The 13,225-nt window shown below is 67.8% G+C and carries 20 protein-coding genes; 3 read left to right on the top strand and 17 right to left on the bottom strand.

Features of this window, described 5'->3' with window-relative positions; genetic code table 11:
• Nucleotide 1: 1 nt before the first annotated feature.
• The 15 genes from ACLHRZ_RS39245 to ACLHRZ_RS39175 all read right to left on the bottom strand — a co-directional run bounded on the left by ACLHRZ_RS39245 (nt 2) and on the right by ACLHRZ_RS39175 (nt 8,428).
• The gene (locus ACLHRZ_RS39245) at nt 2-157 is read right to left on the bottom strand and encodes a hypothetical protein (RefSeq protein WP_490423393.1); all 156 of its coding nucleotides are present in this window, start codon (nt 155-157) and stop codon (nt 2-4) included.
• A 3-nt stretch (nt 158-160) separates the two neighbouring features.
• A complete protein-coding gene (locus ACLHRZ_RS39240; RefSeq protein ID WP_490423392.1) occupies nt 161-757 on the bottom strand; it encodes a hypothetical protein in 597 nt (198 codons plus the stop codon).
• 14 nt (nt 758-771) lie between these two features.
• Nucleotides 772-963, bottom strand: coding sequence for a hypothetical protein (locus ACLHRZ_RS39235; protein ID WP_490423391.1), 192 nt, complete (start codon nt 961-963; stop codon nt 772-774).
• Nucleotides 964-975: 12 nt separating this feature from the next.
• Entirely contained in the window at nt 976-1,107 is a 132-nt protein-coding gene (locus ACLHRZ_RS39230; RefSeq protein WP_358342727.1) for a hypothetical protein, read from the bottom strand.
• The gene (locus ACLHRZ_RS39225; protein ID WP_490423390.1) at nt 1,107-1,358 is read right to left on the bottom strand and encodes a hypothetical protein; all 252 of its coding nucleotides are present in this window, start codon (nt 1,356-1,358) and stop codon (nt 1,107-1,109) included. Before ACLHRZ_RS39225 ends, ACLHRZ_RS39230 begins: the two co-directional genes overlap by 1 nt.
• A 140-nt stretch (nt 1,359-1,498) precedes the next feature.
• Nucleotides 1,499-3,775, bottom strand: a complete 2,277-nt coding sequence (locus tag ACLHRZ_RS39220; RefSeq protein ID WP_490423389.1) for a cell division protein FtsK — start codon at nt 3,773-3,775, stop codon at nt 1,499-1,501.
• A gap of 87 nt (nt 3,776-3,862) precedes the next feature.
• The gene (locus tag ACLHRZ_RS39215) at nt 3,863-4,108 is read right to left on the bottom strand and encodes a hypothetical protein (protein WP_490423388.1); all 246 of its coding nucleotides are present in this window, start codon (nt 4,106-4,108) and stop codon (nt 3,863-3,865) included.
• A gap of 17 nt (nt 4,109-4,125) precedes the next feature.
• The gene (locus ACLHRZ_RS39210; protein ID WP_490423387.1) at nt 4,126-4,461 is read right to left on the bottom strand and encodes a hypothetical protein; all 336 of its coding nucleotides are present in this window, start codon (nt 4,459-4,461) and stop codon (nt 4,126-4,128) included.
• Nucleotides 4,462-4,476: 15 nt separating this feature from the next.
• Nucleotides 4,477-4,863, bottom strand: coding sequence for an RRQRL motif-containing zinc-binding protein (locus ACLHRZ_RS39205; RefSeq protein ID WP_490423386.1), 387 nt, complete (start codon nt 4,861-4,863; stop codon nt 4,477-4,479).
• A complete protein-coding gene (locus tag ACLHRZ_RS39200) occupies nt 4,860-5,912 on the bottom strand; it encodes a DUF2637 domain-containing protein (protein WP_490423385.1) in 1,053 nt (350 codons plus the stop codon). Before ACLHRZ_RS39200 ends, ACLHRZ_RS39205 begins: the two co-directional genes overlap by 4 nt.
• A gap of 11 nt (nt 5,913-5,923) precedes the next feature.
• A complete protein-coding gene (locus ACLHRZ_RS39195; protein WP_490423384.1) occupies nt 5,924-6,577 on the bottom strand; it encodes a GGDEF domain-containing protein in 654 nt (217 codons plus the stop codon).
• Nucleotides 6,574-6,783: a hypothetical protein gene (locus ACLHRZ_RS39190; RefSeq protein WP_490423383.1), complete on the bottom strand. Its 210-nt coding sequence runs from the start codon at nt 6,781-6,783 to the stop codon at nt 6,574-6,576. Before ACLHRZ_RS39190 ends, ACLHRZ_RS39195 begins: the two co-directional genes overlap by 4 nt.
• Complete coding sequence (locus tag ACLHRZ_RS39185; RefSeq protein WP_490423382.1) at nt 6,783-7,265, bottom strand: WhiB family transcriptional regulator; 483 nt, start codon at nt 7,263-7,265, stop codon at nt 6,783-6,785. Before ACLHRZ_RS39185 ends, ACLHRZ_RS39190 begins: the two co-directional genes overlap by 1 nt.
• Nucleotides 7,265-7,558, bottom strand: a complete 294-nt coding sequence (locus ACLHRZ_RS39180) for a hypothetical protein (protein WP_490423381.1) — start codon at nt 7,556-7,558, stop codon at nt 7,265-7,267. The genes ACLHRZ_RS39185 and ACLHRZ_RS39180 overlap by 1 nt, the downstream gene beginning before the upstream one ends.
• 93 nt (nt 7,559-7,651) lie before the next feature.
• Entirely contained in the window at nt 7,652-8,428 is a 777-nt protein-coding gene (locus ACLHRZ_RS39175; RefSeq protein ID WP_490423380.1) for a DUF4097 family beta strand repeat-containing protein, read from the bottom strand.
• Nucleotides 8,429-8,998: 570 nt separating this feature from the next.
• On the opposite strand from ACLHRZ_RS39175, the gene ACLHRZ_RS39170 reads away from it, so the two are divergent.
• Together ACLHRZ_RS39170 and ACLHRZ_RS39165 are read left to right on the top strand one after the other, a co-directional pair.
• Nucleotides 8,999-9,751: a helix-turn-helix domain-containing protein gene (locus ACLHRZ_RS39170; RefSeq protein ID WP_358342708.1), complete on the top strand. Its 753-nt coding sequence runs from the start codon at nt 8,999-9,001 to the stop codon at nt 9,749-9,751.
• 11 nt (nt 9,752-9,762) lie between these two features.
• Entirely contained in the window at nt 9,763-10,236 is a 474-nt protein-coding gene (locus ACLHRZ_RS39165; protein WP_490423379.1) for an NUDIX hydrolase, read from the top strand.
• Here ACLHRZ_RS39165 and ACLHRZ_RS39160 read toward each other — a convergent pair.
• Both ACLHRZ_RS39160 and ACLHRZ_RS39155 read right to left on the bottom strand, forming a co-directional pair.
• Nucleotides 10,233-10,784: an HD domain-containing protein gene (locus tag ACLHRZ_RS39160; RefSeq protein WP_490423378.1), complete on the bottom strand. Its 552-nt coding sequence runs from the start codon at nt 10,782-10,784 to the stop codon at nt 10,233-10,235. The genes ACLHRZ_RS39165 and ACLHRZ_RS39160 overlap by 4 nt on opposite strands.
• Before the next feature lie 11 nt (nt 10,785-10,795).
• Nucleotides 10,796-11,212 carry a GntR family transcriptional regulator gene (locus ACLHRZ_RS39155; RefSeq protein WP_490423377.1) on the bottom strand — a complete coding sequence of 139 codons (417 nt, stop codon included), beginning with the start codon at nt 11,210-11,212 and terminating at the stop codon, nt 10,796-10,798.
• Between the two features lie 272 nt (nt 11,213-11,484).
• Here ACLHRZ_RS39155 and ACLHRZ_RS39150 point away from each other — a divergent pair, with 272 nt between their 5' ends.
• On the top strand, nt 11,485-12,201 hold the full coding sequence (locus ACLHRZ_RS39150) for a creatininase family protein (RefSeq protein WP_490423376.1): 717 nt from the start codon (nt 11,485-11,487) through the stop codon (nt 12,199-12,201).
• The last annotated feature ends 1,024 nt before the right edge of the window (nt 12,202-13,225 follow it).

Here is a 13,225-nt window from a genome sequence, read left to right as displayed (position 1 = left end):
GCTACTCGCAGGTGCAGTCGGGGCGTTCGCTGGAGCCGTCGGCGCCGCACAGGCAGCAGTGCGCGTACTCGTACGGCTCGGAGCCGTCGACCGGGTAGCACAGCTCGCAGTCGAAGGCCTCGACGTAGTCGTCGTAGTTGGTGGGGTCGGGGATCACAGCTCAGTCCTCCTTGCTCATGGGCAGTTCGGGCAGGCCCGCCTCGGCGAGGGCCTGCGGGTTGAAGCCGGGCAGGGCGGCGCGGGTGACGAGGGCCGTGGCCAGCTGCTCGGCGTAGGCGGCGCCCGTACGGGCCACCTCGATCTGCGCTCCGGCGCGCAGGGCCTCGACTCGCTCAACGTGCGCGTGCTCGGCATGGCGCTCGGCCATGTGCCGCTCGTGGGCGGCGACTTCGCGGCGGTCGGCGCGCCAGTAGCGGGCGGCGAGTGCGTAGGCGAGGGCGGTCGCCACGGCCCACAGCAGCAGGGGCAGGGAGAGACCGTCGGAGTATCCGGCGACTCCGGCGAGGGCGAGGCCGCCGGAGGCAGCGAAGGCGGTACCGGCGATGACGGGATCTCCGGCCCACCCGGTGGAGGAGACGGTGCCGGCAGCCGCGGCTCCGGCCGCCAGGATCGTCATCAAGGCGGCGTCGCCGGTGGAGTGCTGGGCGCCGTTGGCGTTCCAGATCCGGCCGAGGATGAGGACGGTAGAGGTGGCGAGGGCGGGGGCGGCCTTGGGCGCGGCGAGTGCGAGCCAGTGGCGCGCAACGGGTTGGTTCACGGCCCGGGCTCCCTTCAGATGAGTTTGCCGACGGCGTCGACAACGGCCGTGGTGAGGTCGTTCACGGGCTTGGAGGCGCCGGTGGCGGCGAGGTAGAAGCCGAACATGATGGCGATGAACGCGGAGCCGTAGCCGAGGGACTTGGAGCGGAGCAGGAAGAACAGGACCAGGCCGAACAGGGCGACGAGCGAGACCTTGATGGCCATGTGGCGCCTCCTTCAGGGCTGTTGCGGCATGCGGATGGTGGTGGGCGGCGGGCCGTCGGGGTCGGCGTGCGGGGCGGCGGGGCAGCCGCTGACGGCCAGGCCCAGGAGGACGGCGGCGAGCGCGAGGCCGAGCAGGCGGCGCATCAGCGGGTGCCGTCGCGGTAGGTGCGGGCCCACAGGTTCCACAGGTGGCGGCCGACGCGTATGCGCTTGCCGAGCCCCTTGCAGCGGCGGCAGTCCTTGCCGCGCCGTGGGCGTCCCTTGCGGTCGTTCTTCATCTGGAAGCCGAAGCCGTGGCACTTGCGGCAGTTCCCGAACGGCGAAGCCGCACACAGCGTTACGTAACTCAGTGTGATGAGCACCAGAAGAGCGATAGCGAGCAGGATCGGGCTCATGAAGTGCCTCCGAGGGCAGTTTCGCGGGTTTCCGCAGGTGGGCCGCTATCGTCTAGCGGCCTGATCAGATGCCGTGCGGGCCGCTAGCGGGTCCTCTAGCGCTAGAGGGTCGGACCTCTAGCGCTAGAGGGGGCCGCGGGTCAGCCCGCGTCCCGCTTTCGGTCACGCTCTGCTATCGCCTGCAGGATGTGGGAGCGCTCGAAGCCGGTCCGGTTGACGGTCTTGCCGTTGATCCGGCGGGCCACCTGTCCCGTGGTGATGCCGTGCGGCTTGAGCGCGGTGGTCAGCTGACGTGCCTTCTCGGCGGGCTCCAGCTCCGCCCACGGCCCGTACAGTTCGGGCCGCAGCTCGGCGAGCCGGTCGACGGTGACGTCGTTCCACGGCTTGGCCTCCGTCGCCGGGACGACGGCGAGGATGTCGTCGAGCAGCGTGTCGACCGCGGTGCGCCGCTCGGGCTCGTGGCCGGCGGCGAGGCCGGTGAGGGTGCCTGCGTCCTCGCGGGCGGTGCGGGCGCGGGTGCAGATGACGTCGGCGGCGGGGTTATCGAGGTAGTAGCCGCGCACGATCTGCGGGTCGTCGGCGGCGCCGACCAGGTAGCCGATGCCCTTGTCGGACTTGGTGAACGAGGTTGCGCGGATGCCGTTCTTGTACATCGAGGTGCCGAGGATCATGTCGTTCTCGATCTGGCCCATCACGCGCAGGCAGAACCGGGTGCCGACGTTGGCGCTGATGGCCGGGGGCAGCGACTCCTTGTCGGGGCGCTGGGTGGCCAGCAGCAGGATCACGCCCAGGGCCCGGCCGCGTTTGATGATGGCCGTGCACAGGGATCCGGCTTCCTTGCCGTACTTCTCGTGGGAGAACAGCTCTTGGCACTCGTCGATGGCCAGCACCAGCGGGTGCAGCCCCAGGGAGGGGACGGCCGCGAGCTGCGGAGTGACCTTGTTCTCCGGGCACTTGTCCTTTGGCAGAGAGCTGATGACCTTGGCCCGACGCTCAAGGTCCTTGTAGACGTAGCGGATCGACTCCAGCGCGGCAGCGCAGGTCTCGTCGTCGGGGCCGGAGCCGTAGTCGGCGGCCACCTGCTTGAGCGGGTCCAGGTCGCCGGTGCCCTTCAGCTCCCAGATCAGCAGCTCTGCCAGCGGATCCAGCGCCGCGGCCAGCAGCGGCGTGCGCAGGGAGAAGGTCTTGCCCATGCCCGGCATCGCGCCGATGAGGACGTTGTCGTACATCAGCGTGATGTCGACGTTGCGGCCGCGCTGGTCAGTGCCGAACGGCAGCGGCTTAAACAACGAGGCCGTACCGGACTTGGCCAGCGGCCAGGCGGGCGGGGGCACTTTGTTCAGGGCCTTGTCGCCGACCCAGAGCATCATCCGCCCGGCGTGCTCGTCCGCAACCGGCTCGGGCCATACGCAGCCGAGCGGCCGGCGCAGGCCGGAGGCGAGCTTCTCCCGCCGGTCGAGGATGTCCGGCACGGTCACCCCGTAGGGCAGGTCCACGTCCGCGCGCCAGCCGGGACCGTCGCGGGTGATCGGGGCAGGGAACTTGATGCCCTCGCCGCCCTTGGCCAGCGCCTTGTTGATCTCGGCGATGCCCAGGGCTCCCAGCGCGCGTTCCACGATGCCGGAGGTCAGGCGCTCGACTTCGGTGGTGACCACGGCGCGGGAGATGACCGGCTTGTCGCCGGGCGCGCCCAGAAAACCGAGCCCGGCCGTCAGCACCGCGACGGAGAGCACGGTGAGCCATGCCGGGGCGAGCACGAACAGCACGACGGCGAGGACGGGGCCGAGCAGGAGCGCGGCCGCCATCAGGATGCCGCGCATCCTGACCCGGCCGTCGCGCAGCCGGGACAGCTTCAGGTACTCCTCGGCGTTCTCCCGCCGTGCGGCGGCCTGCCGCAGCGGCTCGCCCTCGGCGTCGGTGACCCAGCGCATCGCACCGCCGACGAACTTCGCGGCGCCGACCGGGGCCTGGAAGGCCAGCCGCGCCCCGTACCAGGGCAGCCGCACCGCGTGGTAGGCGGTGGTGTGCCAGGCGTAGCCGCCCAACCAGGTGGCAGCGTTCTTGAACTCGCTCTTCGAACGGGCCCAGGCCGGGATTACATCGCGCCGCTTGCCGCTGCGCAGCCGATCCATCAGCCCTGGCCCGGCCGGGGAGGGAGGATCGACCATCACCACCGGGTCAGCGGGTTCATCGTCGGCAGGGGCGGGGGCAGGCTGAGCCTCCTGCTCGGCCTCCTCCTCGCTCCCTTCTCCCATGTGAGGGCGGGAGGACGGGTCGGCGGCGGCGTCGGTCGACCCGGCACGGGCCGACCGAGCTTGGCCCAAGTCGACTACCGCACCGCCCGCTTCGGGCTCCAATTCGGCGGCCATCTCGGCTTCCAGCCGGTTGAACAGCTCGCCGTCGTCAGGGTGATTCACTGGTGGTTCCTTCCGCTGGTGAGGGAACAGGGCCCGGCCGGCGCTGTGGAAGGTGGGCGGCCGGGCCCTGCAGAGGTGCGGTGCGGGTCAGAGCTGGTTGGGCTCCAGCGAGAAGAAGACGATGGTGGACCCGGCGAACCGCGGGTCCTCCTTCTCGATCTGTTCCATGAGCTGCACGAGCGCATCCCGGCGCGTCGCGCCGGGGGGCGGCGTCCAGGTCCCGTGCCAACTACCCGAGACAAAACCGGGCTTGTCCAAGGTCAGCAGGTACATGTACGAGCCCTGCGCAGCAGGGGCAGGCGTGGTGGGAGTCTGTCCGGACTGAGTCGTCACAGGTGTCTCCTTGGAGATCAGTGGTGGTGCAGTCGGTGGGTGGGATGGGCGGCGACAATCTCCTGCCAGCGGCGGGACTGGACCGCGTTGGGGCAGGTGAGCCGTATCCGGAAGCGGCAGCCGTCGATGCGGCAGCGGTGCGTCTCACCGCACAGCCGCAGCAGCAACTCGCGCACGGCGACTTCGACGGTGGCGAACACCGCCAGGGCGCACTCGGCGGTGAGAGCCCAGGGGACGTGGCGGGCGACCAGCTGTCGGGCGTCTTCGCTGCCGACAGCCGCCGCGGTGAGAAGGGCCAGGGGGAAGGCCAAGCGGCGGAGCTTCGCCTTCACGGAGAACAGGTGCACGTGCATGCGGATCTCCTTCCGCTATGCGCTCTGGTCCTGGGGGTAGGCGCAGGTCACGCACATGCCCAGCGAGGCCGGGATGCAGTACCCGGCGTCCGTCGTGCAGACGGGGCAGGTGCGGCGGGCGGTCATCGCTTTGGCGAGAGCGGCCTGCTTGCCCGGGGTCATCGGCCGCACGGGCGCGGCCTTGTCGAGTCGGTAGAGGTAGGCGACCAGCGCTCCGGTCCTGCGGCGCCTGGAGCGCCTCATCACCTGGGCTGCGATGGGCTGGCCGCCGGGCCGAAGGCCTCGGGCCCGCAGCTGCCTGCGGGTCGCGAGGCCTTCGGGTGCCAGGCGCCACGGGTAGGTGGGTGTCCCCCACCTGGAGCCGTTCGGGTCGTAGTACGTGCCGAAGGCGGCCGACGTCATGCCGCGCACGCCTCTTCGGTGGCGTCAGCCGGCGTCTCGTTCATGCGCTGGCTGACCCACCCGATCGACCAGCCGGTCAGGTCAGCGATCTGACGCACGGAGTGGCCCGCTGCCTTGCCGGCACGCACCGCTTCGCGCGCCTTGCTCTCGCTCATCTTCGCGGACGCTGGGGTGTTCACCGGCTTCGGCTTGGCAGCGGTCCGTGCATGGGCCGCCCGTTCACGAGCGGCTTTCTCGGCGCGTTCACGGGCGGCCTTCTCCCGCTGCTCGCGCTCTTCGCGCTGTTGTTGTTCCAGGCGTTCACGTTCGGCGCGTTCGTGCTGTTCACGGCGCTCGCGTTCCACCCGTTCATGCTCTTCGCGTGCCTGCTCGTACTCGCGCTGCTCACACCGTTCGCGTTCGGCGCGTTCGGCTTCCTCGCGACGCAGCCGGTCCTCGTACTCCCGCTGCTCACGAAGCTGAGCCGCTTCCCGCTCGGCGCGTTCGCGCTCCAGCCGGGCCTGGTGTTCACGCGCCTCGCGCTCGCGGCGTTCCTCCGCGGCACGCTGCTGTTGACGTTCCTCACGTGCCAGGCGTTCACGCTCGGCCAGCTCCCGCTGTTCACGCGCACGCTGTTCGAGCTGTTCATGCTCGATCCGATCCAGGGCTTTCGCGATCGCCCGCCGGTAGGCAAGGCCTGCCTCGGAGGTGACGATGAGCAGTGTCGGAGCGACCGCGTGAACGGCCACTCCCACCGCGTCGTGCTTGAGCGCACTGTCGCCAATGTTCAGCGCCAGGGTCATGATCCCGGTCAGCCATCGCAGGACCGCCGGCCACCGCCCGGCCGAACCCCCGAGGCGGGCAACGGTGGAGTCGAGCCGGACGACGATGACAACCGCGGCGTCCACGACGACGGGCAGGATCGGGGCTGTCCACTCCCACCCGGCCGCCGTCACCCTCAGCACGAGCGGCGTGACGGTCAGGACGGAGTAGAGCACCGCGCCGAAGGTGATGCCCCACGTGCCGACGGACAGCGTGCGCTCAGCGGACTGGATCTGGGCCGCGCTCATGACGGAGGGCTTCACCCGTTCCCACCCCACCGCACAGCAGGAGTTGACGTGCCACGGCGCCCGGTCCTGCGCCCGCGTGTCGTGGTCATGGACGGAACCGGGCTCTGCGCGATCTGCCAGCCGCCTCCATTGCGCTTGGCCGCGTACATCGCCTCGTCCGCCAGCCGCATCGCCCGCTCCCGCGCCGGCTCCGGCAGCCCCTCGGCGACGAACGCCCCGATGGAGGCACCTGTCAGCAGCTGGACTTGGCGGTAAGGCACCGGCTTGCTCAAGGCGGCGTGCAGCGCACCCAGGGCGGAGGGCAAGTCGTCCGGGGTGGGCAGGGCGAGAACGAATTCGTCGCCTCCCAGCCGGGCCACGTACCCGCGGAGCGGTTCGGCCCATCCGGCCAGACGCTCCGCCGTCGTCACCAGCGCCGCATCCCCCGCCGCGTGACCGTGCTCGTCGTTGACGGCCTTGAAGGCGTCCAGGTCCACGAAGGCAACCGCGGTGCTTCCCACGCGCATCAGCCTGCTGGCCTGAGCCTCAAAGGCGGCACGTCCCGGCAAGCCGGTCAGCGGATCGCGGCGCGCCCGCTCGATCCGGTGGCGGCACCGCAACGCATGCAGCGACCAGCAGGCCGCCCATGGGAGGCCGGCCAGCAGCGCAGTGAGCATGCTGCTCATGGCGCACCCTCACTCTCACGCACGGAGGCGTTGTCGGTACGGGCGGGCTTGCTGTAGTCGTCCCGGACCAAGTGGGCGTCCAGGTCGAGGAATTGGTGCCGCTGTTCGGCCAGTTCCAAGCCGGGCTGCAGGGCCCGAAGCTCGTCGAGCAGCTGCTCCAGCGGAACGTGTGCCGTGCTGGGAGCGGGAGTTCGGGTCGTGGCCATCACGCTGCCTCCTTCACTGGACGGTTCGCGCGGCGACGGCGACGGCTGTCTGCGGCCACGGCGGACCGGCAGGCGTCGCATGCGTCTTCGCCGGAGCGGCGGTGCCTGGTGTAGCCCCGGCAGGTCCCGCACACGCCCGGCCTCGTCACCGCCGCGGCAGTGGTCTCGTGCTTGTGCCGGTAGAGCGCGTACCGCTCCTTGGGAGTCGTCCCGCCCCAGATCCCGAAGCGCATGTAGGGGCGGGCGCAGCCCTCCGTCTCCAGCGCGAGCGCCAGGCAGGCCTCCTTGACCGGGCACAGCGAGCACAGGTCCCGGGCCAGAGCCACCGACTCCTCGTCGCTCTCCTCGGTGAAGAACAGGGCCGGGGAGAAGGCAGTGCAGGCCGCCTCGCGCAGCCCCGGGTCGGGGGCCAGCTCGAAGGCGAGCTCACCCGCACGACGGTGCGAGCCGTTGGCACGAGTACCGCTGATCAGCGCACGCATCACGCCACCGCCTTGCCGGCCGTGCGGGACTCGGCCCTGCCGGGGCTCGTCAGAGGGCGGACGTTGAACAGGGACGGCGCGTTGGACTCGACGACGTCCAGGACAGCGCGGGCCGTCCGGTCGGGCATCTCCGGGTCCTCGACGAGGATGTCGCGGGCCGCGTCCCGCCGGGCCGCGCGTTCCTCAGCGCTCTCGCCCTCCACCCCGAGCCACAGCTCCAGCAGGGTGCCGAGGGCGAGTTCGGCGCACTCGATGTCACTGACGGCCTGCTGGCCGCCGATGTACGTACGCATGCGGGTCTCTCTCCTGAAGTCGAAGGGACGAAGAGGGCTGGGCGGCCGCGGTGATGTGGTGAGAGGCGGCCGCCCCGGCGGGAGGGAGGTAGGTCAGCGGGTGCAGACGCGGCCGGAGACGCTGTTGGCGCTCACCCGCAGCTGGCTGCCGCCGCTCACCCGCACGTCGCCGGAGACGGTGTTGGCGCGGAGGATGCCGACGGCTCGGACGGTGGCGCGTACATCCATGTCACCGGACGTGGTGGTCAGTTCGGCGTCCGAGCCGCTGTACAGGTCGACGGTGATGTCGCCCGAGACGGAGCGAGCGGTGAGGCGGTCGGTCAGGCGGCCCACGATCACGTCGCCGGAGGTGGTGGACGCGCTCAGGTTGCGGGCTCCGCTGATCTCCAAGTCCCCGGAGACGGAGCGGAACTCCATGCGCTCGATGTCACCGCGAACTCGGGCGTCCGCAGACTGAGAGACGACCGCGAGGGAGGACCCGGTCGGCAAGGTGACGATGGCCTCAATCGGGCTGACCGTCTCCATCACGGCGGTACCCCCGCCGGTGATGACCCGGCCGTTGACGATGGTCATGCCGGTGACCGACCCGTACACGGTCTCCATGCTCTGCACAACCCGGTTCCCGCTGACGCTCTGCGTCATCACATTGCCGGGGATCTCGGGGACCTCCACGGCCATGGCCTGGCCGTTCTGCGAGCTGCGGGCCCGGTCGACCGCCTCGGCGGCCGGGCCGGACGAGTCGTCCGTCCGCAGGACTACGCGGGCGGTCGTGACGCTGTCGAGAACCTGAACGCGGACCCTGCCCATCGGCAGGTCCAGCCCGAGGACGATCGGGCCGGTGGACTCGGAGACGAAGGTGCGCTCGACCATTGCTGATCTCCTGATTCGCGAGAGGGCCGGACGGTCGCGGTCCGTGGTGAGAGACGACCGTCCGGGCAGCTGAAGCCCGTACACGCGGCTCCCCTCAACCCCGCCCGTGCGAGACGGGCGGAGGAGGCAACCGGCCGCAACGCGGAAACGCTGCGGAGGTTGAACGTGTTGCGTGTCTCCTTCGGGAGCGTGCTCCCGTTTCAGGCAGAGACGTGACCTTTCGGTCTGTGCCCTCCGGAATGCCAAGGGTCCGGGTCCCTCGCCCCCGGTCGCCCGGGGCCTCATGACCCCTTGCGGGGCCCATTTCGTGCAGGTCAAACAGGTCTTGCAGGCGTTGCATCGAGCCCATACCGTCGAAGCGAGGTATGTAGTACCTATCTCGCATCATGCCGATGCCGGTTCGGCGCCGTCAAGCCCCTTGGAGAAGTTGAGCTGGCGAACCGTCGCCGTCGATGCCCCATCAGAATCAAGGACCACAGCGAGACAAGTAACCCCCGCCCTGGACGTGTTGAGGACGTCTCGCCTACGGTCAAGACGTCCCAGCACGTCCCAGCCCGACGGAAGGTCGACATGGCGAACGAGCGGCTCCGGGGAGCGATCGTGGAGGCCGGCCTCACCCTTGAGGGCGTCGCTGGTCATGTCGGCGTGAACGCCAAGACGGTCGAGCGCTGGATCAACGGAGGGCGACCTCCCTACCGCCGGCACAAGTACGCAACCGCCAGGCTCCTCGGCCGCGAAGTGTCGTACCTGTGGCCCGAGGAGCACACGGCGTCCGAGGTGACCGAAGCGGGACAGGCCGAGCTCATCAAGCTCTACCCTCACCGAAACGTCGTACCTGGCCATCTATGGACCGACCTGTACGCAAAGGCCACGGAGAAGTTCGACGTCCTGACGTACTCCGCCTTCTGGCTCACGGAAGATCTGGAATTTCACCGCGTCGTCAAGGAGAAGTCTGCCGCTGGCCTCCGCATGCGCTTCATGTTCGGCGACCCCGAATGCGACGCGGTTGCCGTGCGCGGACAAGAGGAAGGGGTAGGCAACGCACAAGCCAGCAAGACCAGGAACGCCTTGGTGAACTGCACGCCTTTATTCCGCCTACCTGGCGTAGAGTTCCGACTGCACAACACTACCCTGTACAACTCCATGTACAGGGCTGATGACGAAATGCTGGCAAACACTCACGTCTACGGGATCAGCGCCTGGCTTGCCCCCGTTCTCCACATCCAGAGAGTCCCCGGCGGGGAAGTCTTCGACACCTATGCCGAGAGTATTGAGCGAGTATGGGAATCGGCGCGACCTATTTCATCTCCGAAAGATTGCTGAGGTGGCATACCATGGGGCGAATCGACTACTTCCACGACCCGCAGGCACCGAAGGCCAACTCTGTTGTCCCATCGGCCAGTGCAGTAGTACTCAACGAAGAGGGATGCCTGCTCGTCATCCACAAGACGGACAACGACCTCTGGGCGCTTCCCGGAGGAGGGCATGACATCGGCGAGACCATCGCCGACACGGCCGTCCGGGAAGTTTTGGAGGAGACCGGCATCCAGGTGGAAATCGAGCGCGTCACCGGTGTGTACACGAATCCGTCACACGTCATGGCCTACGACGACGGCGAAGTGCGCCAGCAGTTCACCATCTGCTTCCGAGCCCGCCCGATTGGAGGCCGCTTGCGAACAAGCGCGGAATCGAAGGAAGTTCGCTGGGTCTCCCCAAACGAGCTGGACGAACTCAACGTCCATCCGTCGATGCGGCTGCGCATCGAACACGCCTTGGACGAGACCCGCACGTCTCCATATGTTGGTTAACCTGCGCCAACCGCGAGGCGGCCGCTCACCCGGTCTACCGTTGCGTAGATCTCAGGCTCGGCGCGCTGAATAAACCGGCCCACGATGGAATCGGGGCTGTAGCGGCGTACGATCTCGGTCACTCGCTCCGTCGGGTTGGTCTGCTCACCGCTCGGAGTGGTTGTCATGTCGCAGTAGACCAAAGCGTCGACGAGATGAGCCTTCTCAAGCTGGAACTCGGCTGCAAGTTGGTCACGTAGGCCACGCTCCTCTGCTTCCAGCAGAGCGAAGGTGTGGTGAGCCACAAGCCGTACGACGCGTTCGTCAGCACGTTCCTCACGAAGGAACCGGGCCCCGTCAAGGGGGTGAAACCCGGTCTTGACGAGCCGGGGCGCGTAGCCGATGTCGTGCAGGACAGCCGCGGCCTCCAAGAGCTCCGAATCGTCGCCAAGGATTGGCCGCAGGGTCTGAGCTCGCTTCGCCACTCCAAGTGAATGCGCCCACCGACGGGGCAAGGGGTCAGACAGCAGCGAGTCTGCCAACCCGTAGGCCCACTGGTTAAGTTGCATACGTGCACCCCTTACAAAGGATTTTTGTCGGGCAGATTCTGCACTTCTCGCCTCTTCCCCGGTGCACCGACAGTCAACAACCCCTGCCCTTCCATATTGGCGATGGCCGAACGGACCGCTGTACGAGATGCACCAAACTTCTCGCACAGCTCCACTTCGGTTAGAAATGCATCCCCCTGCTTGACGCCTTCACGCCTCAGCAGATCAGTCATCTTCTCAACAAGTGGGCGGCGGTCGCCCGTACCAGCCACGTAGTTTGCGGCTCCGCGCACAGACTCGATAAGCCCCTCAGCCTTCAGCACACCGAGGGCGCGATCAATTGTGCTCGCGCCTACGCCGTAGGTCTGCCGCAACTCGGCTTTGGAGGGCAACTGTTCCTCGATCTCTCCCGCTCTGATCTTCTGTCTCAGAGACTCTGAGATCTGCAAGTACGTGCCTCGCGGACTGGCCTGCGGCACACGACCTCCCGACTCCGACCTCACCCATGGCATCTGGTTGTTACCCAGCTTCGCATGCAATGGGTCCTGCAGCACGAGGCCAAAGCAGGTGTCCGGAGTGTCCGACCACCCGGCACCCCCCGCTGACCTGCATGAACGAGGCGGACACGCCGTTAACTCCGGTGTCCACTGCCGACTTGGAGGCCAAGCAAGCCTGTGCATCGGCACGATGGCGGTACTGATGCGGCCTGAGGAGGAACCTCGTGAACCTACTGCCGGCAACCACCAGCACTGACGTCCAGGAGCGGGCCCCGCGCGTCGCTGTGCTCCCCGTCGGTTCCTTCGAGCAGCACGGGCGGTACCTACCACTGATCACAGACACTGCCATCGCCAGCATCATCGCCCGCGAAGTCGCGGCCACCTACAACGTTCACCTCCTGCCGCCCATCACCATGGCTTGCAGCCACGAGCACAGTGGATGGCCGGGGACGGTCAGCATCAGCGCCAAGACCCTCTACGCCATGATCGATGACATCCGAGCCTCGCTCACACGCTCGGGCATCTCGAAACTGATCATCATCAACGGGCACGGCGGCAACTACATGCTGTCCAACATCGTCCAAGAGGCCAACGTGGACGGCCCATGCATGACCCTCTTCCCCCACGGCAGCGACTGGGCCCGCGCTCGCAAACGTGGCGGCCTCGTCTCCGACGCGCATGCCGACATGCACGCCGGAGAGATCGAGACGTCCATCCTGCTGCACGCGGAACCGTCTCTCGTGCGCCCCGGCTACGAGGACGCTGACCACGAAGGCGGGGAACGGCGCTTCCTGCTCACCATGGGCATGGCCGAGTACACCGAAAGCGGAGTCATCGGCTACCCGTCCTACGCCACCTCCGAGAAGGGCAAGGCCGTCCTGGAGAGCCTCGTGGAGGACTTCGCCGATCACCTTGAGGTGCTCGACGTGCTACCGGGGTGAGACCGGGGGTACCAGGCTCCGCACTTCGGGCACGGGCGCCAGGGGACCTCACGCACGGCCCCACACCTGGGGCACCTGCCCGGCTCTGGCACGGCTCCTCCGGTTGTCGACCGTGAGGGCAGTGACAGCCAAGCCTATGAGCCGTCTCGCCCGCCCAACACAGTCCAAGCAAGGGTCAACCTGCGGCATGTCCCGGCGTCCGACTGTCAGGTCAGAGCAGCTGCAAGCTACTTTTCCGCCGGGCTGCAACGCAAGCAGCTAGCACCCGGCCCCGATCGCTTATATCGAATCCACGCGAGACGCGAACAACACCCCATCGGCACAGCTATCTTGGGCTATCGCGGCAACGACATGTGAGGGCGTCTGGCCAACTCCGGTGCCAGCAAGGGGTTGTGGGACCTCCCCACGGACCCTTGTTGATAGAAGGGGTGATGGCAGATGTCCAAACAACGTCGTCGTCGCAGGAGGAAGGGCCCGGCTGGCACCATCACAGCGTTCCTCACCGCTTTACTCGTCCGCATCCTTGCGGATACGGCGACGCGGTGGCTCGAAAGCTGAGACGAGCCGTAACCGGACCCCGGCACTCCGCATAATGCGTCGGGGCAACGACGCATGATGGGGGTCGCGCCCCTGCAGGCGCGGCCCCTTCTTTTGCGACTTGGAGCCCTCCGTCAGCGATGGTGCAGGTCAGCATCATCAAGGGCGTCGAGCTGTCGAGTCACAACCTTCCTCCTCACGATACCGACCGCACCTCGGTCTCACGTCAACTTCTGCTAGAAGTTAGGCGGAGAAACTGGCACAGAGCACCCCGATCAACGCTGTCGAGTCACAACCTTCCTGCTCACGATACCGACCGCACCCCGGTCTCACGTCAACTTCTGCTAGAAGTTAGGCGGAGAAACTGGCACAGAGCACCCCGATCAACGCTGTCGAGTCACAACCTTCCTGCTCACGATACCGACCGCACCCCGGTCTCACGTCAACTTCTGCTAGAAGTTAGGCGGAGAAACTGGCACAGAGCACC

This window comes from Streptomyces sp. AM25, assembly GCF_058146165.1.
This window is presented reverse-complemented; position numbering and strand designations above follow the sequence as displayed.

What these genes read in the sequence shown, in the direction of transcription:
- ACLHRZ_RS39235 (WP_490423391.1), bottom strand. Translation starts at nt 963, where the DNA reads ATGGCCATCAAGGTCTCGCTCGTCGCCCTGTTCGGCCTGGTCCTGTTC.
- ACLHRZ_RS39230 (WP_358342727.1), bottom strand. Translation starts at nt 1,107, where the DNA reads ATGCGCCGCCTGCTCGGCCTCGCGCTCGCCGCCGTCCTCCTGGGCCTG.
- ACLHRZ_RS39225 (WP_490423390.1), bottom strand. Translation starts at nt 1,358, where the DNA reads ATGAGCCCGATCCTGCTCGCTATCGCTCTTCTGGTGCTCATCACACTG.
- ACLHRZ_RS39210 (WP_490423387.1), bottom strand. Translation starts at nt 4,461, where the DNA reads ATGCACGTGCACCTGTTCTCCGTGAAGGCGAAGCTCCGCCGCTTGGCC.
- ACLHRZ_RS39205 (WP_490423386.1), bottom strand. Translation starts at nt 4,863, where the DNA reads ATGACGTCGGCCGCCTTCGGCACGTACTACGACCCGAACGGCTCCAGG.
- ACLHRZ_RS39200 (WP_490423385.1), bottom strand. Translation starts at nt 5,912, where the DNA reads ATGAGCGCGGCCCAGATCCAGTCCGCTGAGCGCACGCTGTCCGTCGGC.
- ACLHRZ_RS39195 (WP_490423384.1), bottom strand. Translation starts at nt 6,577, where the DNA reads ATGAGCAGCATGCTCACTGCGCTGCTGGCCGGCCTCCCATGGGCGGCC.
- ACLHRZ_RS39190 (WP_490423383.1), bottom strand. Translation starts at nt 6,783, where the DNA reads ATGGCCACGACCCGAACTCCCGCTCCCAGCACGGCACACGTTCCGCTG.
- ACLHRZ_RS39185 (WP_490423382.1), bottom strand. Translation starts at nt 7,265, where the DNA reads ATGCGTGCGCTGATCAGCGGTACTCGTGCCAACGGCTCGCACCGTCGT.
- ACLHRZ_RS39180 (WP_490423381.1), bottom strand. Translation starts at nt 7,558, where the DNA reads ATGCGTACGTACATCGGCGGCCAGCAGGCCGTCAGTGACATCGAGTGC.
- ACLHRZ_RS39175 (WP_490423380.1), bottom strand. Translation starts at nt 8,428, where the DNA reads ATGGTCGAGCGCACCTTCGTCTCCGAGTCCACCGGCCCGATCGTCCTC.
- ACLHRZ_RS39170 (WP_358342708.1), top strand. Translation starts at nt 8,999, where the DNA reads ATGGCGAACGAGCGGCTCCGGGGAGCGATCGTGGAGGCCGGCCTCACC.
- ACLHRZ_RS39165 (WP_490423379.1), top strand. Translation starts at nt 9,763, where the DNA reads ATGGGGCGAATCGACTACTTCCACGACCCGCAGGCACCGAAGGCCAAC.
- ACLHRZ_RS39160 (WP_490423378.1), bottom strand. Translation starts at nt 10,784, where the DNA reads ATGCAACTTAACCAGTGGGCCTACGGGTTGGCAGACTCGCTGCTGTCT.